This is a genomic window from Hafnia psychrotolerans (assembly GCF_014639435.1).
Classification (GTDB): domain Bacteria; phylum Pseudomonadota; class Gammaproteobacteria; order Enterobacterales; family Enterobacteriaceae; genus Ewingella; species Ewingella psychrotolerans.
The window spans coordinates 104,046-129,477 of sequence record NZ_BMFZ01000005.1 but is presented as its reverse complement, the minus strand read 5'-3'; the positions used below and the strand labels follow the sequence as shown (position 1 = coordinate 129,477).

Below are 25,432 nucleotides of genomic sequence, written 5' to 3'. Positions count from 1 at the left end.
TGAAAACCCCTGTCCCTACAGGCGTAACGTCAGTTTGATGATGGAAGCCAGGCATAATAAATGACAATGAGAGCGAGGAGAGAGTCGTGCTAGAAGAATACCGTAAGCACGTAGCCGAGCGTGCTGCAGAGGGCATCGCCCCTAAGCCACTTGATGCTTCACAGATGGCAGCGTTGGTTGAGTCCCTGAAGAACCCGCCAAAAGGCGAAGAAGATACTCTGTTAGACCTGCTGATTAATCGTGTACCGCCAGGCGTTGATGAAGCCGCCTATGTAAAAGCCGGGTTCCTGGCTGCCGTCGTCGAAGGAAAAACAACCTCCCCGTTGGTTACCCCTGAAAAAGCTGTTGAACTGCTGGGCACCATGCAGGGCGGATACAATATTCATCCGCTGATCGATGCGCTGGAAGTTCCACATCTTGCTCCGATCGCAGCGAAAGCGCTGTCTCATACCTTGCTGATGTTCGACAACTTCTACGATGTGGAAGAGAAGGCACAAGCGGGTAACGCATACGCGAAACAAATTCTACAATCCTGGGCCGATGCCGAATGGTATTTGTCCCGTCCATCGCTGGCCGAAAAAATCACCGTGACCGTTTTCAAGGTGACTGGCGAGACGAATACCGATGATTTGTCGCCTGCTCAGGATGCCTGGTCCCGTCCAGATATTCCTCTGCATGCGCTGGCTATGTTGAAAAATGAACGCGAAGGCATTGTGCCTGACGCGCCGGGCTCTGTCGGCCCGATCAAACAAATTGATGAATTGAATAAAAAAGGCTTCCCGCTGGCTTATGTTGGCGACGTGGTCGGTACCGGTTCTTCCCGTAAATCTGCGACCAACTCGGTATTGTGGTTCATGGGTGACGACATCCCACACGTGCCGAACAAGCGCGGTGGCGGTGTGGTGCTGGGCAGCAAAATTGCGCCAATTTTCTTCAACACAATGGAAGATGCCGGTGCATTACCTATCGAAGTGGACGTTTCCGGCCTGAATATGGGCGATGTGATCGACATTTTCCCGTACCTCGGGGAAATTCGTCATCACGAGACCGGTGCTGTGATCACCACCTTCGCGCTCAAAACCGACGTGCTGCTGGACGAAGTGCGTGCGGGCGGCCGTATTCCGCTGATCATTGGTCGTGGTTTAACCACCAAAGCCCGTGAATCGCTGAAGCTGCCTCAGAGCGACGTGTTCCGCATTGCTAAGCCTGTTGCGGCGAGCAATAAAGGTTTCTCACTGGCGCAGAAAATGGTTGGCCGTGCTTGTGGCGTTGCCGGTATTCGCCCTAACGAATACTGTGAACCTAAGATGGCTTCGGTTGGCTCTCAGGACACCACCGGTCCAATGACCCGCGATGAGCTGAAAGATTTGGCTTGCCTGGGTTTCTCTGCAGATCTGGTCATGCAGTCATTCTGTCATACTGCGGCCTATCCGAAGCCGGTTGACGTGACCACTCACCATACGCTGCCGGATTTCATCATGAACCGTGGCGGTGTGTCACTGCGCCCAGGCGACGGTATCATCCACTCGTGGTTGAACCGTATGCTGCTGCCTGACACGGTCGGTACCGGCGGTGACTCCCATACCCGTTTCCCGATCGGGATTTCATTCCCTGCGGGTTCTGGTCTGGTGGCGTTTGCGGCGGCGACCGGCGTGATGCCTCTTGATATGCCGGAATCCGTGCTCGTCCGCTTCAAAGGCAAAATGCAGCCAGGCATCACTCTGCGTGATCTGGTACATGCAATCCCTTACTACGCGATCAAAGAAGGTCACCTGACCGTGGAGAAGAAGGGTAAGAAAAACCTCTTCTCTGGCCGTATTTTGGAAATCGAAGGTCTACCGGAACTGAAAGTCGAACAGGCGTTTGAACTGGCGGATGCTTCTGCTGAACGTTCAGCCGCCGGTTGTACCATCAAGCTGGATCAGGCACCAATCAAAGAGTATTTGAGCTCTAATATCGTGCTGTTGAAGTGGATGATCTCTGAAGGCTATGGCGATCGCCGTACCATCGAGCGCCGCATCAAAGGGATGGAAGAGTGGCTGGCGAATCCGAGCTTGCTCGAAGCCGATGCTGACGCAGAGTACGCAGCAGTGATCGAAATCGATCTGGCTGACATCAAAGAGCCGATCCTTTGTGCGCCAAACGATCCGGATGATGCCCGTCTGCTTTCCTCTGTGCAGAATAGTAAAATCGACGAAGTCTTTATTGGTTCATGCATGACCAATATCGGTCACTTCCGCGCTGCCGGTAAACTGCTCGACAGCCATAAAGGCGCGTTGCCAACCCGCTTGTGGGTTGCGCCACCAACCAAGATGGATGCCGCTCAGTTGACCGAAGAGGGTTACTACAGCATCTTCGGCAAGAGCGGTGCGCGGGTTGAAATTCCGGGTTGTTCTCTGTGCATGGGTAACCAGGCACGTGTGGCTGACGGTGCGACAGTGGTGTCCACCTCAACCCGTAATTTCCCGAACCGTCTGGGTAATGGCGCGAATGTTTATCTGGCTTCTGCTGAACTGGCTGCCGTGGCTTCTTTGTTGGGCCGTTTACCCACTCCGGCCGAGTATCTGAGCTATATGGAGCAGGTCGACAAGACGGCAGTGGATACCTATCGCTACCTGAACTTTGACAAGCTCAGCGAATACACCGACAAAGCGGACGGCGTGATCTTCCAAACCGCCGTCTAAATCGTTATATTTGCTCGACTGACGGAAAGGAGGCTTCGGCCTCCTTTTTTATTTCTTTTTTCCTGACCCTTTTGGAGGCGTTTACTATGGACTACGACTTTTTGCGCGACATCACCGGCGAGGTCAAAGTACGTTTTTCAATGGGGCATGAAGTGGTCGGTCATTGGATCAATGAGGAAGTGAAGGGCGATCTCAGCGTGCTGGATAAAGTCGAGGCGGCGATTGCGGATCTCAAAGGCAGCGAGCGTGAGACGCAGATAGTGGGTCATGAATACACGCTGCTGTTAGCCGATGATGAAGTGATGGTTCGTACCAATCAACTGGATTTCGACGGTGATGAGATCGAAGAAGGCATGAGCTATTACGATGAAGAGAGTCTGGCGTTTTGCGGCGTCGAGGACTTTCTGCAAGTCCTCGCGAAATACCGCACGTTCGTGACAACCTATAAATAACTCTTATTGACTCCGCGAGGCTGTCCAGCAGAGTAGCGAGCCCACAACGACCATGCCTACGCCAGGCCAGAAACTGGCGCCTGGTAAGGTATTGAGCCACAAACCGGCAATGAAAATGGCTGACAGTGGCGTGAAGTACGACAGCGCCGTCACCAGCGTGGCATTGCCTTTTTTCATCGCCATATCCCAGCACTGATATGAAATGGCTGTCACGGCACCCATTGCCAGTAATTCAGTGATGGCCGGCCAGGTCAAATTGATACGAGTCGACGAATACGTAAAGTACAGCGCCCAAAGCACGGCGCCGGTTGCCAGCAAAAACAGCGGTAATACGCCTTTGCCTTTACTGAATATTCGCACCAGATTGGAATAGAGCGCCCATGCAACCGCTGCACCAAAAGCCAACCCGTAGGCAACCGGATTGCTGTGCACATTACGCATCAACTGATGCACATCCACGCCGTGTCCACCGCTTATCGCCCACATCACGCCGGCAAACGCCAGCACTGCACCCGGCAATATCCACCAGCGTACTTTGAGCCTCAATAATGGCACCGCAAACATCAGCGTTAAACAGGGCCATAGATAGTTGATAAGCCCGAGTTCCAGTGTTTGCTGGCGGCTGTGCGCCAGACCAATTGCCAGTGAAAAGGCCACCATATAAAACACAAACAGCGAACCGCAAATAAGAAGATAGGCTGGAGACTGTCCGCGTAGCGTAGGCCTGCCGCTGGCCATCCACACCATAATGCCGCTGACCGTATAAATAGAGGCCGCTGCGCCGAATGGCCCGAGTGATTCTGCCAGACTGCGGGTGAGCGCGACGCTCATACTCCACAGTAAAATAGCGATAACGCCCAACAGCGTTGCAAAACGATCCATCGAAAAGGTAAGCCTCTAAATTAAGGAAGCTTTTAAGATAAGCGATTGTCCCGATAAATTACACCGGAACAATCGCTTTATGGCGACACACCAGCAATAGAACTCCAACGTTCAACACCAAACCCCGTGTTGAGGTGGCTGGCAAGTTCTGCCTGAAGCTTACATCGACGGCAGATTGCGACCGTAATAGATTTCCTGCATCTCTTTGTAGAGCAAGTCAGTAATTTCTTTATGCTCAGCCGGGCTTAATTCATCGGGTTTTGCATTAAAAAGGTAATGCTTCAGATCGAATTCCTTAAGCATCATTTTGGTATGGAATATATTTTCCTGATACACATTCACATCCATCATGTCGTACAGCGCTTTCATATCCTGCGACATAAAGTTCTGAATTGAATTGATGGAATGGTCGATATAATGCTTCAGGCCATTGATGTCACGTGTGAATCCGCGAACGCGATAATCAATGGTGACAATGTCTGATTCCAACTGGTGAATTAAATAGTTCAATGCTTTCAACGGTGAAATCACGCCACACGTGGAGACTTCAATATCGGCGCGGAAAGTACAAAGTCCACCTTCTGGGTGACTCTCCGGATAAGTGTGAACACAGATGTGGCTCTTATCGAGGTGGGCCACCACCGAGTTCGGTAACGGGCCAGGGTGTTCCGTGGTATCCACATCACGCGGATCCATTGGCTCTTCGCTCACTAAAATCGTGACGCTGGCACCCTGTGGTTCGTAATCCTGTCGTGCCACGTTGAGGATATTAGCACCGATGATTGAACACGTTTCGGTGAGGATTTCCGTTAAACGATTGGCGTTATATTCTTTGTCAATGTAGGCGATATAGCCGTCACGATCGTCAGCCGTCTTGGCATAACAGATATCGTAGATACAAAAACTCAGGCTTTTGGTCAGGTTATTGAAGCCATGCAGTTTCAGCTTTTGCAATTTAGTTCACCCCCTTATGGATACAGTATCAGCGGGAGGCTGACAGGGCATTGAGTAGATATTGTGGCAAGGCAAAGCTGCCGTGATGAATTGCCGGATTGTAATATCGGCAGGTGATGCCTGCGGCATCAAAGCGTGCCTGCAATGTTTTACTGTCGATCTGGCGATATTCCGGTCGGTTGGTTGCCCAGGCAAAGGTCATGATGCCACCGTAATAAGTCGGTATTGCTGCCTGATAAAAAGAAACGTCACTAAAATAGTGGCTCAGTTTTTGATGGCTGTTTACCGCTTCATCTTGTTGCAGGAAGCAGACGCCGTTTTGTGCGACGAAAATCCCGCCTGGTTTCAGGCAGCGGGCGCAACCTTCGTAAAACGTTGACGTAAACAAGCTTTCGCCTGGACCAATAGGGTCGGTACAGTCGGAGATGATCACATCATAGGTTTCAGTGGTCTGGTTGACGAAGTTCACACCGTCATCAATTACCAGATTAAAGCGGGGATCGTCATAGGCACCGGCGCTGTGGTTTGGCAGATACTGGCGGCAAAACGCCACCACGCCAGCATCGATTTCCACCATCGTGATCGCTTCCACGCCTTTGTGGCGGCACACTTCACGCAGCATTCCGCCGTCGCCGCCGCCAATGATCAACACTTTTTTGGCATCACCGTGCGACAGTAACGGCACGTGGGTCAGCATCTCGTGATAAATGAATTCATCACGCTCGGTGGTTTGCACCACGCCATCGAGCGCCATTACGCGACCGAGCGCCGCGTTTTCAAAAATCACCAGATCCTGATGCTCAGTCTTATCGCGGTATAACGTTTTTTCGACACTGAAATACTGGCCAAAATTGGCATGCAGTGTCTCAAACCATATTTCTTTTGGTGGGTGATCCTGGGACATGTTGCGGTCTTCTCCTGAGTATTCACAGCCATTGAAAAATGGGGGCAACATAATAGCCAACATTACCCGCTCATGCACGGTTGAATTTCGCTCAGACGGCGTTGTTTTAAATGAGCAGAGTTAAGTGTAGCTGAGGTAGAAAGGGGAGGAAGTTAAGCGCTGGCGGTTGATATGACTCCGCCAGTCAAAAAAGCTAATTAGTTTGAGTAAGCCAGCAGACTGAGTGAGTCACGCGCCAGCGATTTGCATTTGATTGGTGTGGCAACCGCAATACCACTGAGATCGCGGTAGCTGTCTTCGCCCATGGACTGCATATTAAAACTGTTGTAATTGGCTAAATCCCAGCGGTTCTGTTGCGCAAAAAACACGATGGCGCGTTTGATTTTCGCGTTAGGTAACTGGTCATAGCCGCAGTTATTTTTCAAATAAACAAAGACGGCGGTCAGATCCGCTAAATCTTCGGCTTCAGATTCACTTAATGCCTGGCTTGCAGAGGAGAAACCAAGGAGGGTAAGCAACAGCAAAGTCAGCGTGGTTCTTTTCATTGCATTGTTCTTTTAATAGGAAAAGGAGACTCTCATTGAATTGCAAGACGTTAACATATTTGCCATGAGTCACCCTAAATTTCTTTTGTCCGATCTGTCGCTTGACCTTACCCTTAGTAGAGGGTTTAGGCTGAGGTCATTATACTGTCGGTATACTGTCAAAAGGATCTGAATATGCATCGCCGCGACTTTATCAAATGGACCACTCTGCTGGGCGCAGCCACCACGTTGCCCGGCTGGAGTCGTCTGGTACTGGCTGCTGACCGCCCGGTGCTGCCTGTTCCCCCGATCCTCAAGGTCGATTTCAAGGGGAACTATATCCTGAATTTACAACGCGGGCAGAGTCAGTTTATACCCGGCGTGAATACCGATACCTGGGGAATTAACGGTAATTTACTGGGTCCGGCGCTACGCCTTAAACGTGGCGAACAGGTGACGGTGACTGTGAATAATCACCTTAGCGTCCCCAGCACGGTGCATTGGCACGGGCTGGAAATCCCCGGTGATATCGACGGTGGCCCGCAGGGCGTGATTGCGGCCGGTGCCAGTCGCACGGTGCAGTTCAAGCTTGATCAGCCAGCATCGACGTGCTGGTTCCATCCCCACCCGCATCAGACCAGCGGTTATCAGGTGGCAATGGGGTTGGCTGGGCTGGTACTGATTGAGGATGATGAAAGTAATAAACTGCAACTCCCATCCCGCTGGGGTGTCGATGATATTCCGCTGGTGTTTCAGGACAAGCGCCTCAACGAAGCGGGGCAAATTGACTATCAGATGGACGTGATGACTGCCGCCATCGGATGGTTTGGTCAACATATGCTGACTAACGGCGTGGTCTACCCGCAGCACGGTGTGTCACGCGGCTGGGTACGTCTACGCCTGCTGAATGGCTGTAATGCACGTTCACTTAATATCGCCACCAGTGACGGACGTCCGCTGTACGTGATCGCCAGCGACGGCGGCTTTCTGGCTGAGCCGATAAAAGTCAGCGAATTGCCGATGCTGATGGGCGAACGTTTCGAAGTGCTGGTGGAGTGTCAAGGTAATCAACCTTTTGATATCGTCACTCTGCCGGTCAAACAGATAGGTATGACGCTGGCACCGTTCGACCAGCCGCTACCTGTGCTGCGTATTCAACCGACGCTGACGTTGGGCCTGGAGTCGCTCCCTGACACCTTAGTGACGATGCCTGAGCTGGTTTCTGCCGAGGGTCTGCCGACCCGCTGGCTGCAACTGTCGATGGATCCACAACTCGATCATCAGGGCATGGCGGCATTGATGCAAAGGTATGGGCATGAGGCGATGGCCGGCATGAATATGGGCCACGGAGCAGCGGAGAGCAGCAATGATATGGCCTCCATGCCGGGGATGTCTCGCGATGCGCATGGTGGCATGGCAGGTATGGATATGCAGAAAAGCGCCAGTACGTTTGATTTCATGAATGCCAATAAAATTAACGGTAAAGCTTACGATATGAACACACCGGCGTTCGATGTCAAACGGGGCCAATACGAGAAATGGACCATTTCGGGAGAGGGCGACATGATGCTGCATCCTTTCCATATTCATGGTACGCAGTTCCGAATCCTTTCCGAAAACGGTCAGCCAGTCGCAGCACATCGTGCAGGGTGGAAAGATACTGTCCGTGTTGAAGGCGCGCGCAGCGAAGTGCTGGTGTGCTTCAATCACCTGGCCGACAGACAGCAGGCTTACATGGCGCATTGTCATCTGCTGGAACACGAAGACACCGGTATGATGCTCGGCTTCACGGTTTCTGCTTAGCTCGCTTTCTGAACGTTTTTCTCTAAATCCCTTTGTGAATATTCAGGCCAGAGACATTTCTCTGGCCGCTTTCTCTTGTTTCTACCCTCTCCCCGGTTTTCACCGCGTCATACCGTTTCGTTTTTATGTTTCATTTTGAAAGTATAAACTTTCAAAATGTGATCGGCGGCGTGTAATTATATTTTCATAATGATTATATTTCATGCGTAGTGACATAAAAATGAAAGCGTAGACCCGCGTATCCTACAGGAGAGCAAGATGATCGAAATTATCACGCACGGAGCCGAGTGGTTTATCGGCCTATTTCAGAAAGGGGGAGAGGTCTTTGTCAGTATGGTCACCGGCATTTTACCTCTCTTAATCAGTTTACTGGTGGTCATGAATGCACTGATCGTATTCGTTGGCCAGAAAAGGATAGAACGTCTGGCGCAACGTTGTGCCGGAAATCCGGTGTCGCGCTACTTGCTGTTGCCGGTGATTGGCACCTTTGTTTTCTGCAATCCGATGACACTGAGCCTCGGGCGCTTTATGCCTGAGATCTACAAGCCCAGCTATTACGCTGCCAGCTCCTACAGTTGCCACTCCATGAATGGATTATTTCCGCATATCAACCCCGGAGAACTCTTCGTCTATCTCGGTGTTGCCAGCGGTCTTACGACACTCGGATTACCTCTGGGGCCGCTAGCGGTCAGCTATTTCCTGGTCGGCATGATGACCAATTTCTTCCGTGGCTGGGTAACCGATCTCACAACACGCATCTTCGAACACAAGATGGGTATTCAGCTTGATCGTCAGGTTCAACTTTAAACGCGGAGCAGAAAATGAGCACTATTATTCGAATTAACCGCGGTGAAGGCGGTTGGGGCGGTCCTCTATTCATTCAGGCCTTGCCGGGTAAAAAAGTGGTGTATATCACGGCGGGTACCCGCCCGGCGATCGTCGACAAGCTGGCCGCGCTGACTGGCTGGGAAGCCGTGGATGGTTTCAAAGAAGGTGAGCCGCCTGCCGAAGAGATCGGCGTGATGGTCATCGACTGTGGTGGCACGTTGCGCTGCGGTATCTATCCGAAGCGCAGGATCCCCACGGTCAATATTCATTCAACCGGAAAATCCGGCCCGCTGTCGCAATACATTACTGAAGACATCTATGTTTCCGGCGTGCGTGAGCACGACATCATCATTGAAGCATCCGCCAGCGCTGAGTCGGTTCCGGCTGCTGAGAAGGCACCGTCATCAGGTACCGGGCGTGAATATGACACGACCAAAAAAATCACCGAACAAAGTGATGGCCTGTTGGCGAAAGTCGGTATGGGGATGGGGTCCGGCGTTGCAGTGCTGTTTCAGGCCGGACGCGACACCATCGATACCGTACTCAAAACCATTCTGCCGTTTATGGCGTTTGTGGCCGCGCTTATCGGCATCATTATGGCTTCCGGATTGGGTGACCTGGTGGCCCACGGTCTGACACCGCTGGCGAAAAGTCCGGTCGGGTTGGTGATGCTGGCACTGATCTGCTCTTTCCCGCTGCTCTCTCCTTTCCTTGGCCCAGGCGCGGTCATCGCACAGGTCATTGGTGTACTCGTTGGCGTGCAGATTGGGCTGGGAAATATTCCACCGCATCTGGCCTTGCCGGCGTTATTTGCCATCAATGCTCAGGCAGCGTGTGACTTTATTCCGGTTGGATTATCTCTGGCAGAAGCGAAGCAAGACACCGTGCGAGTGGGCGTGCCTTCGGTACTGGTCGGGCGCTTCCTCACCGGCGCGCCGACGGTGCTGATCGCCTGGGCCGCTTCGGCCTTCATCTACCAATAAGGAGCCACCATGCACACCATCTACCAAACCACTATCACGCGTATCGGTGATTTCGCCCGTGAAGCACTTTCCGACCAGATGCTGATCACCTTTCGCGAAGGTGCACCACAGGATATTCAGGATTATTGCTTCATCCATCAACACGGCCAGACCGAAGGTGAGCTGCATAGAGACGCATATATGGAGCTGGCAGATGTCCGCTATCCGGTGACTGCCGTCGGTGACGTGGCGATGCAGAATTTACGCGAGCTGGGCCATATCACGCTGCGTTTTGACGGCAGCGATCAGGCTGAATTTCCCGGCAGCGTGCATGTGAAAGGTATTACGCCCGACGATATCCCGCTGGGTAGCATATTGAAATTCATCGATTAATATTAGGATTAGGAGTTAATTATGGAACAAGTTGCAGTCGTGATCGGCGGTGGTCAGACGCTGGGCGCATTTCTTTGTCAGGGACTGGCTGAATCCGGTTATCGCGTTGCCGTTGCCGATCTCAATGAGAAGAATGCCGCGCGGGTAGCCGCGCAGATCAATCAACAATTCGGCGAAGGCCGTGCATTTGGGTTTGGCGTAGATGCCACCAGTGAAAGCAGCGTTGGGCAGTTGTCGAAAGCCGTTGATCAGACATTCGGTCAGGTGAGTTTACTGGTCTACAGTGCGGGAATGGCTAAGGCTTCGCCGATCACGGATTTTGCTCTCAATGATTTCGATCTCTCATTACAGGTCAATCTGGTGGGCTATTTCCTGTGTGCTCGTGAGTTTTCACGGTTGATGATCCGCGACCGGATCCCCGGGCGCATTATTCAGATCAACTCGAAATCCGGCAAAGTGGGCAGTAAACATAATGCAGGTTACAGCGCAGCAAAATTCGGTGGCGTGGGTCTGACACAATCGATGGCACTGGATCTGGCTGAATATGGTATTACGGTGCATTCGCTGATGTTGGGGAATTTACTAAAATCACCGATGTTCCAGTCATTATTGCCGCAGTACGCCAGTAAATTGGCTATTAATGCCGATCAGGTTGAACAGTATTACATCGATAAAGTGCCGCTAAAACGTGGCTGTGACTATCAGGATGTGCTGGATATGTTGCTGTTTTACGCCAGTGATAAGGCCTCTTACTGCACCGGCCAGTCGATCAATATCACCGGCGGTCAAGTCATGTTCTGATACCATCCGCTCCGCTTAGCGGGGCGGATTTTCATGTTAAGGAGAAAACCATGACGTCTGCTTCGGCATTAATCTTCTGTGCAGTGCTGGCCTGGCTGGCACAGATCGCGTTGGGCTGGTGGCAATTACAACGTTTTAACCGGGCATTTGACCGGTTATGCCAGCAGGGCACGGTCGGTGTCGGTCGCTCAGCCGGACGCTTCAAACCCCGCGTAGTGTTGGCGCTGGCATTCGATAAAGAAGAGAAAGTGTGCGCCGGTTTTTTACTGCGTGGCCTGACGATCTTCGCCCGTCCACAGCCTCTTTTCATACTCAATGGTATGAGTAGACAACAATTGATGACAGGTGTGATCTTCCCGAAAGATCCGGATGTTCAAACTGCACTATCATTAGCGATTAAACCGAAATCATGATATTTTCATTTTAAAAGCTATTTTCTTTCGAAAAGAATGATGGCGAATGGAACTTATCTGAAAATTTGAACGGAAATCGTGATGAAACCTAAACAGCGTCAGGCGGCGATACTGGAACATTTGCAACAATTTGGTAAAACGGCAGTCGATGACCTGGCGGCGCATTTTGCTACCACCGGCACCACCATTCGTAAAGATCTCACCTTGCTGGAGGAAGAGGGCGCGGTGATACGAACTTATGGCGGCGTGGTGTTGAGCCGGGAAGAGGGCGATCAGCCCATCGATCGTAAAACCCACATTAATACCGGCAAAAAATTACGTATTGCGCGCGCCGCCATTAAAGAAATTCAGGACGGTGACTCCCTGATTTTTGATGCAGGCAGTACGGTCATGCAGATGGTGCCTTTCCTCGGCCTGTTTAATAACATTACGGTGATGACCAACAGTCTGCACATCATCAATGCGCTGGTGGAGCTGGATAATGACCAGACTATCCTGATGCCCGGCGGCACTTACCGTAAAAAATCCTCCTCGTTTCACGGCAGTCTGGCCGAAGGTGCCTTCAACCAATTTAATTTCGACAAACTGTTTATTGGTGCGGATGGGGTGGATCTCAACGGCGGTGTGACAACCTTCAATGAAGCTCATGGCGTCAGCCAGGCCATGTGCAAAGCGGCAGAGCGCATCATTCTGATGGTTGATTCCTCAAAGTTTGGCCGTAAAAGCCCCAATATTGTGTGCGATCTTTCCCGTGTCGATACGCTGATCACTGACAGCGGTATCAGCGACCAGTACCGTGAAGCCATCGAAAAACACGGTATTCGCATCATTCTTGTGGGAGAAAACGATGAATAAATCGCTACTGGGCTTCGCACGCGAAACACTGGAAATCGAAATTGAAGAGGCGCAGCGGTTGCTGACGCGGCTGGATGAGCGCTTCGTCCACGCCTGCCAGTTACTGCTTGATTGCACCGGTAAAGCGGTGGTGTCCGGCATGGGTAAATCTGGGCACATCGGCAAAAAAATCGCTGCGTCGCTGGCCAGTACCGGCACGCCTGCTTTTTTTGTCCATCCCGCCGAGGCGCTGCATGGCGACTTAGGCATGATTGGCAGCCAGGATGTGCTGATTTTCATCTCTTATTCAGGCCGCGCTAAAGAGCTGGATATGTTGCTGCCGCTGCTGGCAGAAAATAACACCAAACTTATTGCTATTACCGGCGGCAAAGATTCCCCGCTGGCGCATGCAGCCGACGCTGTGATTGATGTTAGCGTTGAGCGTGAAGCCTGCCCGATGGGCCTGGCCCCAACCTCAAGTGCCGTCAATACGCTGATGATGGGCGATGCTCTTGCCATGGCGCTGATGCGCCACCGGGGTTTCGGCGCAGAAGATTTTGCTCGCTCACATCCTGGCGGTAGTCTGGGTGCACGTTTGCTTAACCGCGTGCATCATCTGATGCGTACGGGTGACCGGCTGCCAGTGATTGGTAGCGACGACAATGTCATGAATGCGATGCTGGAACTGAGCCGCACTGGCCTCGGGCTGATTGCGGTATGTGATGTGCAGCAGCACGTCGTTGGGGTTTTCACCGACGGCGACCTGCGCCGCTGGCTGGTCAAAGGGCATGGTCTGAATGAGCCGCTGCTCAACGCCATGACGCGGCCGGGTTATCGGTTACCGGTACAGTCGCGCGCTGGTGATGCACTCGAGGCGCTTCATCAGCAAAATATCAGTGCTGCACCGGTGGTGGACAGTGAGGGTGTTCTGGTCGGGGCGATTAATCTGCATGATTTACATCAGGCAGGGGTTGGCTGATGTTCTGACGTTATCCCCTCAGCGGGTTCTTTGTTATAATCCCTGTCACTTTAGGTGGTCATTTTTTGATTGATGGCGATAAATATTAAAAATTTCAGGTGGTTAGGCTTTTATGAAACACAGAGTAGACGTCATGATTTCCGAACAAGAAGTCAAAACCCGGATCGCCGAATTAGGTCGTGAAATCACCGAACACTACCGTGATAGCGGCAGCGAAATGGTGCTGGTCGGGCTGCTACGCGGTTCGTTTATGTTTATGGCTGACCTGTGTCGTACGATTGACGTATCCCATGAAGTCGATTTCATGACGGCATCCAGCTACGGCAATGGGATGTCCACCACCCGCGATGTCAAAATTCTCAAAGATCTCGACGAGGATATCCGTGGCAAGGATGTGCTGATTGTTGAGGATATTATCGACTCCGGCAATACGCTGAGCAAAGTGCGCGAACTGCTGCAATTGCGCGGACCAAAATCACTCGCTATCTGTACGCTGCTCGACAAACCTCAGCGCCGTGAAGTTGACGTGAAGGTGGAGTATGTCGGTTTCGCCATTCCCGATGAATTCGTGGTCGGTTACGGCATCGACTATGCTCAGCGTTATCGTCATTTGCCGTACGTAGGCAAAGTCGTGGTGCTTGACGAGTAAGCATTGATTAGCCAGATCTCTCGCCTTGACTATGTTGAGGTGAGTCATATCCAAAAGCCTCCCATCACGAGGCTTTTTTTGTGCCTGTCGATCGGGAAAGTTTGCTGATGGTGCGAGGTTAGGGCGGCATTAGCGTGCGGGCCAGTTCAGTAAGGGGGGCAGGTGTGTTCATGTGAGAAAGGATGCCGCTGAGGAGTTAACAGCAATGCAGGTACGTTATATGACAGTCAACTCACCAGTGCTACGTAAAATTACATTTAAGACCGAATCCCTATTAGCGAAGCTAAATGTGAAGAGAATATAAATAATTATCATTCCGATATTAATGATCCCATTTGTAATGAAATGAGAATATTATCGCAGATAGTTTAGACGTTAAGGTTAAGCCAATAATCCTTTCGTATGATTCAGATTGTCGATAAACCCACTAAGGCTATCACTAATGAAATCAAAACTCTGGAATATGTTGCCACATGAATATGCCCCCTTTTTTCGTATTCTTCACATTATTGTGGCATTTTTAATACTTTCACAGATCATTAACTCCAACCTGACAGATGCTGAGGCACTCACAGACCACAGCCTGGAAGGTATTATAACGTGGATACACGTAGTCTCAGGATTAGGACTGATTGTCTGTGGCTTCCTCATGTTAATTTGGATGCTGAGCCAGAGAGGTTTTTCCTATTACTTTGCTTGGGTAAAGCTTGACTTTGATGGCATTAAACAAGATATAAAAACGCTGATGAACTATCGCTTACCGGATGCTCACTCAGGCGGTATTGCGAGCACCATTCAAGGGCTTGGGGTTCTCGCGTTGTTAAGCGTAGCGCTTTCAGGTGGATTATGGTTCTTGTTAAATACTCTACAATCTAATCTGGCTTACAGCGTGATGCACTGGCATAAATTCCTGACTACATTCATTGAAATTTATTTTTATGCCCATGGCGCAATGGGACTTTTGCACCTTTTTATTCAGCAATACAAAAGTCGCTCAGCGGCTATAGATGATTAAAGTCAAATATCACGATTTTATATTTAATAAGCAATCAAGTTAGATGCAATACAGTTGAGTTTTGACGTATAAGAAGATAAGACGGCTGATGTGAAATGTATTGCGCACAAAGGCTGCTTACTATGAATGAATGTGATGAGCCCCATGTGTTGGTGGGGGCAAGTGGTTGAGGTTATTCATGCTACCTATGATGGGTGAATGGCCTGGCTAGAAAATGGATAAAAAGCTTTTTCTAAACAGCAGGCCCTAATATCGCGACACTTTTATCTGCCATGACTCTTCTAGGTACTTATGTCACAAGGATCAACGTGAGTCATGACATTCAATACACGATGATTTTCTAATACAGCATTTCGTGCAGACATAGCGATATCATGCCCTTCTTTGACTGACAAGTTACCGTCGGCTTCCAGATGCACATCAATAAGAATGAGATCCCCTACCTTTCTTGTTTTTAAATCGTGAATTTTAACAACCCCTTTCGTTGATAGCAGTGTTTTTCTTATATCATTTTCAGTCTCAATATCAACCGAGCGATCCATCAAATCTTGTAATGCGTCATAAAGAAAAGAATAACCCATTTTTGCAATAATAAGTCCAACAATTAACGCTGCAATGAGATCCAAAAACTTAAAACCTAACAAATTACCGACAATCCCTAATGCTACAATAAGTGATGAAGCTGCATCAGAACGTGCATGCCAAGCATTAGCAATCAACATATTGGATTTAACTCGCTTTGCTACGCTGAGCATGTATCTAAACAACGTTTCTTTAACAATCAGAGCAAAGAGTGCTACCCATAAAGCAATGATATGAACCTGAGGGATTTTATCCGGAGAATTGATTTTGTTTATTGCGGACCACAACATTGCAACACCCACAACTAATAATATTGTCCCAATAATTAATGAAGCCCCATTTTCGTATCGGTAATGACCATAATTATGGTCTTGGTCTGCACCTTTCTTACTTTTTTTATTAGCAATAAGAACAACAAAATCAGCCAGCAAATCTGAAAGAGAATGTATACCATCAGCGATAAGCCCCTGTGAACCTGAAAGTACACCCGTAATAATTTGACCTATAGTTAGAAAGCAATTTGCAACAACACTAATCCATGTGCTCTTTTTAGCTGCGTGGAAACGAGCATGAGATTGATTACTACTATCATCAATATTTATATTTTTGCTCACAACAAAAATGCCTATGGTTAGATTATGTCGATGACTACACCTATTATTATTTTATTATCGCTGATCTGGATTACAATTTACACGGATAAAGATGACACATAGGTATTAATTTTTAACGTTATGAATTGAGGGTGTTTATTGCATATTTAATGGCCTTTTATGCGGGGTTGAATGAGGAAACACGGCCACGATATGCTCAGACACAGCAAAAAACGCATACAAGATACATCAGCCGGCTTTTTATGTCGGTTTTAATGCAGTAGCTTGCTTCCACGAAAAACACGGCAGCATGCAGTATAAATGGATATTTACTCCCCAACATGGAACATTTACACTTTCCGCACGGATGTAATGGAAGTTAACAAGGAGCGGTTATGTACTACAACAATGAAGTCATAAGTTATTTACAGTCCAATAAAATCCTCGCGTTAAAACTCGACCACGCATTTACGGGCGTAGGAAAGGCGGTATCCAATCAGATTGAAACGATAGGAGCAGGTGCAACGCGTGCACTGTATTACACCTCCTGCTTTACTGATGAATATCAGGACGTCTGTCAGCAACAAAAGACCGAGGACATTCGATTCAAAAATGGCGTTATTCATCTTCTACGGCATGGCAATGTTGCGTATGACATGCTCAAAATTTATTTCGAAGAAATATTTAAATATAAAACATCCGATCAAATAGAACACATCAAACAAATGTTAATGGCGGTTAATGTGCATATCGCCGCAAGCTCACTCACAGGCGCTGGATTCGCGTTAGCGGTTGCTTCTGCCGTCGCCATTGGTATGAACCTAAGCCTTGATATGAGCGCCTTAGTCGGGGGCAAAGCAGGTGGGCTTGTAGGAGTGGCTGGCATATATGGGGTCGTCCAGAAAGCGGCAGATAGCGCCCGCCGCCTTCATTATACTTATCCGGCCTATTACGCTGCGCTTTACGTTCAAGAACTGGAAATGATGTATTTCCTAGTAGAACCGTTGTTTGAGCGAGCAGGTGCGTTTCATCAATCAACATCAGATGGCGGCATTGCGAACATCATCACCAAAATGATTCGATAACCATGATGAATCTTATCAAAAGGTTGTTTAAACGAATATTCAGGTCTTTAGTTTCGTATTATGGCCCCGCCGTACTAACAATGATATTCGCATTCGTCCTATTACACTTTTTCCCGAATGGTCCCCTATGGCCTATCCCCCTATTCCTCGTATTCGTGATAGTTTTCGTGAAATGGTAATTTTCTGACCCACCACCATTTAAATCTCCTTGATAAGGAAATTATATGTCTACTCCAGCACATTTATGGCTTGAAGATGAAAATGGCTCACCGATTGTTGGCAGTTGTTTAATGCCACAGCGTTTAGGCTCTATCGAATTAAAATCATTTTCCCACGGTGTCACTATCCCTGTTGATTCTCAATGGGGGAAACTTACTGGCACGCGCGTTCATCGGCCTATCACGATAGTGAAAGAATTCGACCAGACAACGCCCGTTTTGTATCGCGCCGTATGCGAAGGTCGTACCCTGAAAAAAGCCACGATCAAGATGTATCGTATCCTTGAATCTGGCATTGAGGCTGAGTACTTCAACATCATCCTGGAAAACGTCAAAATCACGACAGTTTCTCCGTACCTTTCCCCCAACGGCTTGAGCAGCACTCACCTGGAAACCCTCGAGTTACGTTATGAGGCAATCGTCTGGAAGTACACAGAAGGCAACATTATCTACCGCGATACATGGAATGATCGTTGTACTGCCTGATATCTAAACCGGCAGATAAACGTACTCAATTTTAAGCGTTAAAGATTAAGCCGAGTGTGAAAGTCACAACGGTGAATCGAGATTTAATCCTTTGCAGGAGAAAACCGGATTAATGTCCACACTCTAGCCGTTTAGGTCTGCTTATCGTGGCTTGTAGAGGTGTTTAACTCACTGATTTTATTGCAATCCACTGTAGTGGCTTGAAAGAAAAGCACAAAAAAAGGCACATAATGCGCCTTTTGCTTTCTAATCTTTTGTACAGTTACTCAGGATTGCCGTGCAGCAGTGCGGAAACGCCCTGACGATAACGTTGTTCTAGCGTTTCGCGGCTGGTGGAGGAGACCTGGAGATCGCGCAGACGCCCGTCCTGAATGCCGTACACCCAGCCGTGCAGGGCGACTTTCTGCCCGCGCTTCCATGCCGTCTGCATCACCGTTGAGTGTCCGAGGTTGTAAATTTGCTCAACCACATTTAGTTCACACAACTTATTCAGACGCTGGTCCGGTGACAGTTCGCCTAGCAGTGAGCTGTGTTTGTACCAGATATCACGAATGTGCAGTAGCCAGTTGTTGATAAGCCCAAGCTCCGGGTTTTCAACCGCAGCCTGTACGCCGCCACAACCGTAGTGACCACAGATGATCACGTGCTCAACTTCCAGCACGTCGATAGCGTATTGCACCACGGAAAGGCAGTTGAGGTCTGTGTGGATCACCAGGTTAGCCACATTACGGTGAACAAAGAGCTCACCGGGCTCGAGTCCGGTCAGTTGTTCGGCGGGAACGCGGCTATCAGAACAGCCAATCCACAGGAAGCGTGGTTTTTGCGACTCAGAGAGACGTTCGAAGAAGCCTGGGTCTTCTTCCACCATCGTTTTCGACCAAAGGGCGTTATTACTTTTAAGCGTTTCAATCTCTTTCATGGAAGTTAATAGCCTGTAACCAACTAGTAGCGATGGGTTAATATAGGGGAACTCATCGATTATTAAAACAGATTAAGCATCACAAAAGATGATCAAATCTTAACTTCAGATTTTATAACAAGACTCTCTATACAAGGTAAGCTCCATTTATGACATACGCATTAGAACTGGAGAAGTTAACCAAGACCTACGCCGGTGGCGTACAAGCGTTACGCAGCATTGACCTGAAAGTGGAAGCGGGGGATTTTTACGCTCTGCTCGGCCCGAACGGCGCCGGTAAATCTACCACCATCGGTATTATCAGCTCGCTGGTTAATAAAACCGCCGGTAAGGTGCGGGTGTTTGGTTATGACATTGATAAAGATATCGTTAACGCGAAGCGCCAACTCGGGTTGGTGCCGCAGGAGTTCAATTTCAACCCGTTTGAAACCGTGATGCAGGTCGTGGTGAACCAGGCGGGCTATTATGGCGTTCAACGTTCTCTGGCAGTGCAGCGTGCTGAGAAATACCTCACTCAGCTAGACTTATGGGGCAAACGCAACGAGCGCTCGCGTATGCTTTCCGGTGGGATGAAACGTCGCCTGATGATAGCCCGTGCGTTGATGCATGAGCCAAAACTGCTGATTCTCGATGAGCCGACCGCGGGGGTGGACATCGAATTGCGCCGCTCCATGTGGGGCTTTCTTAAAGATCTGAACGTGCAGGGCACGACGATAATCCTGACCACGCACTATCTGGAAGAGGCGGAAATGTTGTGCCGCAATATAGGCATCATTCAGGGCGGTCTTCTGGTGGAAAACACCAGCATGAAAAACCTGCTTTCCAAGTTGAAATCAGAAACCTTTATTCTCGATTTAGGGCCTAAAAGTGCCCTGCCGCAGTTAGAAGGCTACCGCAGCTATCTGACGGATACCTCGACGCTGGAAGTTGAAGTGATGCGCGAGCAGGGACTGAACTCTCTGTTCAGTCAGTTGAACAATCAGGGGGTGCAGGTGTTGAGTATGCGTAACAAAGCTAACCGTCTGGAAGAGCTGTTTGTCACCTTGGTGAACGGCAGTGGAGAAAAAAAATAATGTCGCAATTGTATTGGGTGGCACTGAAAAGTATCTGGCTGAAAGAGATCAACAGGTTTGGACGTATCTGGATCCAAACACTGGTTCCACCGGTTATCACTATGGCGCTCTACTTCATCATTTTCGGCAACCTGATTGGCGCGCAGATTGGCAGTATGCAAGGTTTTACCTACATGCAGTTTATCGTGCCGGGTCTTATCATGATGGCGGTGATCACTAACTCCTACGCCAACGTGGCCGCATCGTTTTTCAGCGCCAAATTCCAGCGCAACATCGAAGAGTTGCTGGTAGCGCCGGTACCCACCCATGTGGTGATCGCCGGTTTTGTCGGTGGCGGTGTGGCGCGAGGGATCTGCGTCGGGATTCTGGTCACCGCCATTTCGCTGTTTTTCGTGCCGCTGGTGATCCACTCTTGGTGGGTCATTGCGCTGACGCTGTTGTTGACCGCGATCCTGTTCTCACTGGGCGGCCTGCTGAATGCGGTATTCGCGACAACGTTCGATGATATCAGCCTGATACCGACCTTTGTGTTGACGCCGCTGACCTACCTGGGCGGCGTATTTTATTCGCTATCCCTGCTGCCGCCAATCTGGCAGGCCGTTTCGAAGCTGAACCCCATTGTCTATATGATCAGTGGCTTCCGTTATGGTTTCCTCGGAATTTCTGACGTACCGTTGGTGTTCACTATGGCTGTTCTGGTGGCGTTTATCGCGGTGTTTTATCTGCTGGCGTGGTACCTGATAGAGCGTGGGCGCGGTCTGCGAAGCTAACCCCGTCATCCTTGATGTAGCACGAATGATTTTGTGGATTCAAATTTGCGTAATAAAAAACGGGGCAATCTATGCCCCGTTTTTTATGTGTCAATATCGAAGTGAGGGGGCTTACGCCACCTGAACCGGCACGGCCTTCGCGGTGCGTTTCAGAATATTATCGCCTTCGAAATAGGCCACTTTCGGTTGGTGCTTACGGGCTTCGACGTCTGACATCTGCACATACGAGCAGATGATCAGCAGGTCACCGACGCAGGCGCAGCGGGCTGCCGCGCCATTTACCGAGATGATACGAGAACCACGTTCAGCAGCGATGGCATAAGTAGAAAAACGCTGACCATTATTTATGTTATAAATATCAATGGCTTCGTATTCCAAAATTCCTGATGCGTCGAGAAAATCCTGATCGATGGCGCAGGAACCTTCGTAATGCAAATCAGCCTGAGTAACGTGAACCCGGTGCAGTTTACCTTGTAGCATAGTTCGAATCATTGCAGTGCCCTTCATCTTTATCCTGTTTCTTTCCCGCGATCACGGTGCGAAAACGAATGGATAAAATTATATGAAATACCGTTCAGTTCGGAAACTATAAATCGTATATCCGACACATCTTTGCTGATTTAAATCCCGCTGTCTACTGGGTCAGATCAACCTGCTGGTTGTCGATTAACCGCGCTTTGCCTAGCCATGCTGCCATCAGGATCACCGCCGAGGTGCTGTCTACCCCGAGATCCTGCAACGTACTGGCATCACGGATAAACAGCTCATCCGGCGTGAAACCGGCTTCACGCAACTGCTGCGCTGTCTCTTCCAGTAACTGCTCGGTATGGCGTTCGCCCTGCGTTAAGCGCTCTGCCAGTTGGTTCATGATTTTTGCCAACTTTGGCGCGACTTTACGCTCGTCATTTGTCAGATAACCGTTGCGTGAACTCAGCGCCAACCCATCTTTGGCACGAACGGTTGGCACGCCGACGATTTCTAGCCCATAGCCCATGTCTTCTGCCATGGTGCGGATAAGGGCCAACTGCTGAAAATCTTTCTGCCCGAAACAGGCCACATCGGGCTGTACCAAATTGAACAGTTTACTGACGATGGTCGACACGCCACGGAAATGACCGGGGCGGCTGGCGCCTTCCAGAATGGTAGAGATAACGGGCACATCCACCTGAGTCTGCGTTGCCAGACCTTTCGGGTAAATATCGGCAGGCGAGGGGGCAAAGACCAGGTCCACACCGCGCTTGTTCAGCTTTTCGCAATCTTCCTGCAAGGTGCGCGGATAACGCTCGAGATCGTCAGCGCGTTCAAACTGCATCGGGTTGACAAAAATAGTCACCACGACCACGTCGGCGCGTGCTTTAGCCTCTTCGACCAGCGCCATATGACCTTCGTGCAGATTGCCCATCGTGGGAACCAGCGCGATGCGCTTATTGTTCTGGTGATAAAAACGAATTTCACGGCGCAGCAGCGGTATGTTTTCGATAATTAGCACAACAACTCCTGAATAGTGGCGGGCATTTACTTGAAACTGTGCTCTTCGCCCGGATAAATACCCTGAGCAACCTGTTCGACATAAAGACGCACAGCGCTGCGCATGTCACCGGCTTCGCTGAGGAAATCTTTGGCGAATTTGGGCGTGTGGCCACCGGTAATGCCAAAAGCATCATGCATCACTAAAATCTGACCGTCAGTTACATTTCCTGCGCCGATGCCAATGACCGGAATCGATAGCTCCTGCGTTATACGTTGAGCTAATTCAACCGGAACGCACTCGAGTACCAGCAACTGGGCTCCTGCTTCCTCAAGCGCCAGAGCGTCCTTCACCAACAGATTAGCCGCCACTTCATCACGGCCCTGTACTTTATAACCGCCGAAAATGTTCACTGACTGCGGTGTCAAACCCAGATGTCCGCATACCGGCACGGCACGTTCAGTCAGCCCCTTTACCGTGTCGCACAACCAGCTTCCTCCTTCCAGTTTCACCATATTGGCACCCGCACGCATCAGTACGGCGGCGCTGGCGAAGGTTTGCTCGGGCGTGGCGTAACTCATAAAAGGCAGGTCAGCCAGCAGCAACGCTAGCGGTGCACCACGGCGAACGCAGCGGGTATGATAGGCAATGTCTTCGACGGTAACCGGCAGAGTGGAATCATTGCCCTGCACGACCATGCCGAGTGAATCGCCGATCAGCATCACCGGGACCCCTTGTTCAGAGAACAATTGGGCGAAACTGGCGTCGTAGGCTGTGAGGGTCGCAAACTTATGGTTATCCTGTTTCCACTGGCGTAACTGACTGAGAGTGGTAGCTTTCATGGGATCTTCCTGTGAACACTTGATACGGTGAATATCTTGTCGTCATTCTACTGTATGACCCGATAAGCCGGTAGTGAAGTTACTGACTTCAGTCTGTAGATCTTAAGAACTGCTTAATATGCCCGATATAGACTGGAGGCATGGAGAACCCCGTTATCCTTCAAGCCGCAGACGCGTTGGCTGCGTTTCTGTGACTCGAATGATGTTGGGTTAATTTAACGATGGGAGCGAGGCGCATGCGGATTCTGCTGATAGAAGACGACAAGATGATCGGCGACGGTATTAAAGCCGGACTGGGAAAGTTGGGTTTCCCACTCGACTGGTTTACCGACGGTCTGATCGGCAAAGTGGCGCTCGACAGCGCACCTTATGATGCCGTGATCCTCGATCTCAGTCTGCCCGGAATGGACGGTATGCAACTGCTTAAAGAGTGGCGTCAGGCTGGGAAAGATACGCCAGTCTTGATCCTCACCGCCCGTGATGCGCTGGAACAACGGGTCAGCGGATTGCAGGCCGGTGCCGATGATTATTTATGTAAGCCGTTTGCACTGGTGGAAGTGGCGGCGCGTTTGCAGGCACTGATCCGCCGTCGCCACGGGCAAATTACGCCAAAAATTACCCACGGTATTCTGGAGTTCGACCCGGCGTTACGCAGCGTGACATTGAATGGCGGCCCGGTAGTGTTGACACCGCGTGAGATAACGGTGCTGGAGCTATTCCTCAACAACAAAGGTCGTGTTTTACCGCGTCCACTGATCCAGGAAAAACTCTACAACTGGGATGATGAGGTTAGCAGCAACGCCGTCGAGGTGCATATTCACCATCTGCGTAAAAAATTGGGTAACGGTTTCATCCGCACCGTACACGGTGTGGGTTATACCCTGGGAGATGAGCTCGCCGATGTAGCGGGCCCAATGACCGGAGAAAATGCGTGAAGCAACATTGCAAAAATCTTAGTTTACGTCTGCGTTTGATCCTGCTGTTTGGCATGCTCGCGCTGGTCACTTGGCTGCTGGCCTCTGCTATAGCCTGGTATCAGACCCGCCACAACATCAACGAAGTGTTTGATACCCAACAAATGTTATTTGCCAAACGCCTGGCGTCCACTGGCGTGGGCGATATGTTGTTGCAAAATCATGAAGTTCGTCTGCCTGAGACCAAAAAGCTGGTGCACAAATCCGGGCGCGGACATACCGATGATGATGCTCTGACGTTTGCCATCTTTAATTTGCAGGGCAATATGCTGCTTAACGACGGTGAAAACGGCAAAAATATCCGCTTTGATAAGAACACACAGGGCTTTATTGATAGTGAAATCAATAACAATGACGACCCATGGCGGCTGCTGTGGCTGACGACAGCGGACGGACGTTTTCGCATCGCCGTTGGTCAGGAATATGATTATCGTCAGGATATGGCCTGGAATCTGGTCTCCGGACAACTGCTGCCGTGGCTGGCCTGCCTGCCAATATTGCTGCTGGCCATGATGGTGATGATGGGGGTGGAGCTGCGCCCTCTGCGCCGCGTGGCGGGCGATCTTCACCGGCGAGCCCCTGATGATGCTTCCCCCCTCTCCACCGATCGGGTACCCAGTGAAGTGCTGCCGCTGGTGCTATCCCTCAACGCATTGTTCACCCGTACCGGCGATATGCTAACCCGTGAACGGCGTTTTACCTCAGATGCAGCCCACGAACTGCGTAGTCCGCTTGCCGCGCTGCGGGTGCAAACCGAAGTGGTGCAGTTGTCTGGTGATGACAACGAAATGCGTGAGCACGCGTTGCAAAATCTTACTACCAGTATCGACCGCGCCAGCCGACTGGTTGATCAGTTGCTGACGCTGTCCAGACTGGAGTCTTTTAGTGGGTTGGATGAGTTGAAACCGGTGGATTGGGCAGAACTGATAGCGCAGACCTTGGGCGAGCAGGATGCTGCCGCCCATGCCAAGGGTATCGCTTTGCGCTTTGAAAATACCGGTACACCGCCAGCGATGGAGGGGTAATCTTTGTTGCTGTCGTTGATGTTACGTAATTTGGTGGATAATGCGGTGCGATATTCACCCGCCGGGTCGCCGGTGGTTGTCCATCTCAGCCCGCAGGGCATTAACGTCGAGGATCGCGGGCCGGGCATTTCAGATAAACATCTGGCAAGGCTGGGTGAGCGTTTTTATCGCCCGCCGGGTCAGGAACAGACCGGCAGTGGGCTGGGAGTCTCGATTGTTAAACGAATCGCCCAACTGCATGGGCTTCGCGTCGTATACCGCAACCGAGCTGAAGGTGGAACGCGGGTAGAAGTTCGGGCAAGCTGTTCGGGATGAATAAT

Annotated in this window: 27 protein-coding genes and 1 pseudogene; 19 read left to right on the top strand and 9 right to left on the bottom strand. The window is 50.3% G+C overall.

All coding sequences use genetic code 11. The annotated features are described in order from the left end of the window. The first annotated feature begins 86 nt into the window (after window positions 1–86). Together acnB and yacL are read left to right on the top strand one after the other, a co-directional pair. Window positions 87–2,684 carry a bifunctional aconitate hydratase 2/2-methylisocitrate dehydratase gene (acnB, locus tag IEV89_RS11025; RefSeq protein WP_188473508.1) on the top strand — a complete coding sequence of 866 codons (2,598 nt, stop codon included), beginning with the start codon at window positions 87–89 and terminating at the stop codon, window positions 2,682–2,684. Between the two features lie 86 nt (window positions 2,685–2,770). Next, window positions 2,771–3,136: a protein YacL gene (gene yacL, locus IEV89_RS11020; RefSeq protein WP_188473506.1), complete on the top strand. Its 366-nt coding sequence runs from the start codon at window positions 2,771–2,773 to the stop codon at window positions 3,134–3,136. A 3-nt stretch (window positions 3,137–3,139) separates the two neighbouring features. Here yacL and yddG read toward each other — a convergent pair whose 3' ends face one another. From yddG to IEV89_RS11000, 4 genes are all read right to left on the bottom strand, one after another. Continuing rightward, window positions 3,140–4,018: an aromatic amino acid DMT transporter YddG gene (gene yddG, locus IEV89_RS11015; protein WP_188473504.1), complete on the bottom strand. Its 879-nt coding sequence runs from the start codon at window positions 4,016–4,018 to the stop codon at window positions 3,140–3,142. A gap of 159 nt (window positions 4,019–4,177) precedes the next feature. Beyond that, the gene (gene speD, locus IEV89_RS11010; RefSeq protein ID WP_188473498.1) at window positions 4,178–4,972 is read right to left on the bottom strand and encodes an adenosylmethionine decarboxylase; all 795 of its coding nucleotides are present in this window, start codon (window positions 4,970–4,972) and stop codon (window positions 4,178–4,180) included. Between the two features lie 28 nt (window positions 4,973–5,000). Further along, window positions 5,001–5,876: a polyamine aminopropyltransferase gene (speE, locus tag IEV89_RS11005; RefSeq protein WP_188473496.1), complete on the bottom strand. Its 876-nt coding sequence runs from the start codon at window positions 5,874–5,876 to the stop codon at window positions 5,001–5,003. Between the two features lie 197 nt (window positions 5,877–6,073). Further along, the gene (locus IEV89_RS11000) at window positions 6,074–6,421 is read right to left on the bottom strand and encodes a YacC family pilotin-like protein (RefSeq protein WP_188473493.1); all 348 of its coding nucleotides are present in this window, start codon (window positions 6,419–6,421) and stop codon (window positions 6,074–6,076) included. A 174-nt stretch (window positions 6,422–6,595) separates the two neighbouring features. Between IEV89_RS11000 and cueO the strand changes: the two genes are divergently transcribed. The 10 genes from cueO to IEV89_RS10950 all read left to right on the top strand — a co-directional run bounded on the left by cueO (window position 6,596) and on the right by IEV89_RS10950 (window position 15,077). After that, on the top strand, window positions 6,596–8,203 hold the full coding sequence (cueO, locus tag IEV89_RS10995; RefSeq protein ID WP_188473491.1) for a multicopper oxidase CueO: 1,608 nt from the start codon (window positions 6,596–6,598) through the stop codon (window positions 8,201–8,203). A gap of 258 nt (window positions 8,204–8,461) precedes the next feature. Further along, the gene (gene srlA / locus IEV89_RS10990; RefSeq protein ID WP_188473488.1) at window positions 8,462–9,010 is read left to right on the top strand and encodes a PTS glucitol/sorbitol transporter subunit IIC; all 549 of its coding nucleotides are present in this window, start codon (window positions 8,462–8,464) and stop codon (window positions 9,008–9,010) included. A gap of 14 nt (window positions 9,011–9,024) precedes the next feature. Next, window positions 9,025–10,014 carry a PTS glucitol/sorbitol transporter subunit IIB gene (srlE, locus tag IEV89_RS10985; protein ID WP_188473486.1) on the top strand — a complete coding sequence of 330 codons (990 nt, stop codon included), beginning with the start codon at window positions 9,025–9,027 and terminating at the stop codon, window positions 10,012–10,014. Between the two features lie 9 nt (window positions 10,015–10,023). Next, window positions 10,024–10,386 carry a PTS glucitol/sorbitol transporter subunit IIA gene (gene srlB, locus IEV89_RS10980; protein ID WP_188473484.1) on the top strand — a complete coding sequence of 121 codons (363 nt, stop codon included), beginning with the start codon at window positions 10,024–10,026 and terminating at the stop codon, window positions 10,384–10,386. A 21-nt stretch (window positions 10,387–10,407) separates the two neighbouring features. Further along, on the top strand, window positions 10,408–11,187 hold the full coding sequence (gene srlD / locus IEV89_RS10975) for a sorbitol-6-phosphate dehydrogenase (RefSeq protein WP_188473483.1): 780 nt from the start codon (window positions 10,408–10,410) through the stop codon (window positions 11,185–11,187). A 50-nt stretch (window positions 11,188–11,237) separates the two neighbouring features. Then, a complete protein-coding gene (gutM, locus tag IEV89_RS10970) occupies window positions 11,238–11,600 on the top strand; it encodes a transcriptional regulator GutM (protein ID WP_188473481.1) in 363 nt (120 codons plus the stop codon). Window positions 11,601–11,681: 81 nt separating this feature from the next. Beyond that, window positions 11,682–12,455 carry a glucitol operon DNA-binding transcriptional repressor SrlR gene (srlR, locus tag IEV89_RS10965; protein ID WP_188473478.1) on the top strand — a complete coding sequence of 258 codons (774 nt, stop codon included), beginning with the start codon at window positions 11,682–11,684 and terminating at the stop codon, window positions 12,453–12,455. Next, complete coding sequence (gutQ, locus tag IEV89_RS10960; protein WP_188473476.1) at window positions 12,448–13,413, top strand: arabinose-5-phosphate isomerase GutQ; 966 nt, start codon at window positions 12,448–12,450, stop codon at window positions 13,411–13,413. The genes srlR and gutQ overlap by 8 nt, the downstream gene beginning before the upstream one ends. Before the next feature lie 112 nt (window positions 13,414–13,525). Further along, window positions 13,526–14,062, top strand: coding sequence for a hypoxanthine phosphoribosyltransferase (gene hpt, locus IEV89_RS10955; RefSeq protein ID WP_188473473.1), 537 nt, complete (start codon window positions 13,526–13,528; stop codon window positions 14,060–14,062). Between the two features lie 442 nt (window positions 14,063–14,504). Next, complete coding sequence (locus IEV89_RS10950) at window positions 14,505–15,077, top strand: cytochrome b/b6 domain-containing protein (protein WP_188473471.1); 573 nt, start codon at window positions 14,505–14,507, stop codon at window positions 15,075–15,077. Between the two features lie 281 nt (window positions 15,078–15,358). On the opposite strand, the gene IEV89_RS10945 is transcribed toward IEV89_RS10950, so the two are convergent. After that, a complete protein-coding gene (locus tag IEV89_RS10945) occupies window positions 15,359–16,273 on the bottom strand; it encodes a cation diffusion facilitator family transporter (protein ID WP_188473470.1) in 915 nt (304 codons plus the stop codon). A gap of 374 nt (window positions 16,274–16,647) precedes the next feature. Between IEV89_RS10945 and IEV89_RS10940 the strand changes: the two genes are divergently transcribed. From IEV89_RS10940 to IEV89_RS10935, 3 genes are read left to right on the top strand one after another with little or no spacing between them, the layout of a single operon-like run. Next, window positions 16,648–17,337, top strand: a complete 690-nt coding sequence (locus IEV89_RS10940; protein ID WP_188473468.1) for a hypothetical protein — start codon at window positions 16,648–16,650, stop codon at window positions 17,335–17,337. 2 nt (window positions 17,338–17,339) lie between these two features. Further along, window positions 17,340–17,516 carry a hypothetical protein gene (locus IEV89_RS21955; RefSeq protein ID WP_308420871.1) on the top strand — a complete coding sequence of 59 codons (177 nt, stop codon included), beginning with the start codon at window positions 17,340–17,342 and terminating at the stop codon, window positions 17,514–17,516. Window positions 17,517–17,561: 45 nt separating this feature from the next. Next, window positions 17,562–18,041, top strand: a complete 480-nt coding sequence (locus IEV89_RS10935) for an Hcp family type VI secretion system effector (RefSeq protein ID WP_188473466.1) — start codon at window positions 17,562–17,564, stop codon at window positions 18,039–18,041. Window positions 18,042–18,303: 262 nt separating this feature from the next. Here IEV89_RS10935 and can read toward each other — a convergent pair whose 3' ends face one another. Further along, window positions 18,304–18,960: a carbonate dehydratase gene (can, locus tag IEV89_RS10930; protein WP_188473464.1), complete on the bottom strand. Its 657-nt coding sequence runs from the start codon at window positions 18,958–18,960 to the stop codon at window positions 18,304–18,306. 149 nt (window positions 18,961–19,109) lie between these two features. Between can and IEV89_RS10925 the strand changes: the two genes are divergently transcribed. Both IEV89_RS10925 and IEV89_RS10920 read left to right on the top strand, forming a co-directional pair. After that, window positions 19,110–20,033, top strand: coding sequence for an ABC transporter ATP-binding protein (locus IEV89_RS10925; protein WP_188473462.1), 924 nt, complete (start codon window positions 19,110–19,112; stop codon window positions 20,031–20,033). Beyond that, window positions 20,033–20,803, top strand: coding sequence for an ABC transporter permease (locus tag IEV89_RS10920; protein ID WP_188473460.1), 771 nt, complete (start codon window positions 20,033–20,035; stop codon window positions 20,801–20,803). Before IEV89_RS10925 ends, IEV89_RS10920 begins: the two co-directional genes overlap by 1 nt. A 111-nt stretch (window positions 20,804–20,914) precedes the next feature. Here IEV89_RS10920 and panD read toward each other — a convergent pair whose 3' ends face one another. From panD to panB, 3 genes are all read right to left on the bottom strand, one after another. Next, window positions 20,915–21,295 carry an aspartate 1-decarboxylase gene (gene panD / locus IEV89_RS10915; RefSeq protein ID WP_188473722.1) on the bottom strand — a complete coding sequence of 127 codons (381 nt, stop codon included), beginning with the start codon at window positions 21,293–21,295 and terminating at the stop codon, window positions 20,915–20,917. A gap of 142 nt (window positions 21,296–21,437) precedes the next feature. After that, window positions 21,438–22,292 (bottom strand): pantoate--beta-alanine ligase, encoded by an 855-nt coding sequence (gene panC, locus IEV89_RS10910; RefSeq protein WP_188473458.1) that lies wholly within the window; start codon window positions 22,290–22,292, stop codon window positions 21,438–21,440. A gap of 26 nt (window positions 22,293–22,318) precedes the next feature. Further along, window positions 22,319–23,113 (bottom strand): 3-methyl-2-oxobutanoate hydroxymethyltransferase, encoded by a 795-nt coding sequence (gene panB / locus IEV89_RS10905; protein WP_188473456.1) that lies wholly within the window; start codon window positions 23,111–23,113, stop codon window positions 22,319–22,321. A gap of 236 nt (window positions 23,114–23,349) precedes the next feature. Here panB and qseB point away from each other — a divergent pair, with 236 nt between their 5' ends. Further along, a complete protein-coding gene (gene qseB / locus IEV89_RS10900) occupies window positions 23,350–24,048 on the top strand; it encodes a quorum sensing response regulator transcription factor QseB (protein ID WP_188473453.1) in 699 nt (232 codons plus the stop codon). Next, window positions 24,045–25,427, top strand: a pseudogene (gene qseC / locus IEV89_RS10895) (quorum sensing histidine kinase QseC). Before qseB ends, qseC begins: the two are co-directional and overlap by 4 nt. Window positions 25,428–25,432: the final 5 nt, after the last annotated feature.

Excerpts from the sequence above, each read along its gene's own strand:
- IEV89_RS10940 (WP_188473468.1), top strand. The coding sequence starts at position 16,648 with ATGTACTACAACAATGAAGTCATAAGTTATTTACAGTCCAATAAAATC.
- srlE (WP_188473486.1), top strand. The coding sequence starts at position 9,025 with ATGAGCACTATTATTCGAATTAACCGCGGTGAAGGCGGTTGGGGCGGT.
- speE (WP_188473496.1), bottom strand. The coding sequence starts at position 5,876 with ATGTCCCAGGATCACCCACCAAAAGAAATATGGTTTGAGACACTGCAT.
- can (WP_188473464.1), bottom strand. The coding sequence starts at position 18,960 with ATGAAAGAGATTGAAACGCTTAAAAGTAATAACGCCCTTTGGTCGAAA.
- panD (WP_188473722.1), bottom strand. The coding sequence starts at position 21,295 with ATGATTCGAACTATGCTACAAGGTAAACTGCACCGGGTTCACGTTACT.
- srlB (WP_188473484.1), top strand. The coding sequence starts at position 10,024 with ATGCACACCATCTACCAAACCACTATCACGCGTATCGGTGATTTCGCC.
- IEV89_RS10950 (WP_188473471.1), top strand. The coding sequence starts at position 14,505 with ATGAAATCAAAACTCTGGAATATGTTGCCACATGAATATGCCCCCTTT.
- yddG (WP_188473504.1), bottom strand. The coding sequence starts at position 4,018 with ATGGATCGTTTTGCAACGCTGTTGGGCGTTATCGCTATTTTACTGTGG.
- panB (WP_188473456.1), bottom strand. The coding sequence starts at position 23,113 with ATGAAAGCTACCACTCTCAGTCAGTTACGCCAGTGGAAACAGGATAAC.
- IEV89_RS11000 (WP_188473493.1), bottom strand. The coding sequence starts at position 6,421 with ATGAAAAGAACCACGCTGACTTTGCTGTTGCTTACCCTCCTTGGTTTC.
- IEV89_RS10920 (WP_188473460.1), top strand. The coding sequence starts at position 20,033 with ATGTCGCAATTGTATTGGGTGGCACTGAAAAGTATCTGGCTGAAAGAG.
- cueO (WP_188473491.1), top strand. The coding sequence starts at position 6,596 with ATGCATCGCCGCGACTTTATCAAATGGACCACTCTGCTGGGCGCAGCC.
- hpt (WP_188473473.1), top strand. The coding sequence starts at position 13,526 with ATGAAACACAGAGTAGACGTCATGATTTCCGAACAAGAAGTCAAAACC.
- gutM (WP_188473481.1), top strand. The coding sequence starts at position 11,238 with ATGACGTCTGCTTCGGCATTAATCTTCTGTGCAGTGCTGGCCTGGCTG.
- yacL (WP_188473506.1), top strand. The coding sequence starts at position 2,771 with ATGGACTACGACTTTTTGCGCGACATCACCGGCGAGGTCAAAGTACGT.
- srlR (WP_188473478.1), top strand. The coding sequence starts at position 11,682 with ATGAAACCTAAACAGCGTCAGGCGGCGATACTGGAACATTTGCAACAA.
- IEV89_RS10935 (WP_188473466.1), top strand. The coding sequence starts at position 17,562 with ATGTCTACTCCAGCACATTTATGGCTTGAAGATGAAAATGGCTCACCG.
- srlA (WP_188473488.1), top strand. The coding sequence starts at position 8,462 with ATGATCGAAATTATCACGCACGGAGCCGAGTGGTTTATCGGCCTATTT.
- qseB (WP_188473453.1), top strand. The coding sequence starts at position 23,350 with ATGCGGATTCTGCTGATAGAAGACGACAAGATGATCGGCGACGGTATT.
- IEV89_RS10925 (WP_188473462.1), top strand. The coding sequence starts at position 19,110 with ATGACATACGCATTAGAACTGGAGAAGTTAACCAAGACCTACGCCGGT.
- gutQ (WP_188473476.1), top strand. The coding sequence starts at position 12,448 with ATGAATAAATCGCTACTGGGCTTCGCACGCGAAACACTGGAAATCGAA.
- srlD (WP_188473483.1), top strand. The coding sequence starts at position 10,408 with ATGGAACAAGTTGCAGTCGTGATCGGCGGTGGTCAGACGCTGGGCGCA.
- IEV89_RS21955 (WP_308420871.1), top strand. The coding sequence starts at position 17,340 with ATGATGAATCTTATCAAAAGGTTGTTTAAACGAATATTCAGGTCTTTA.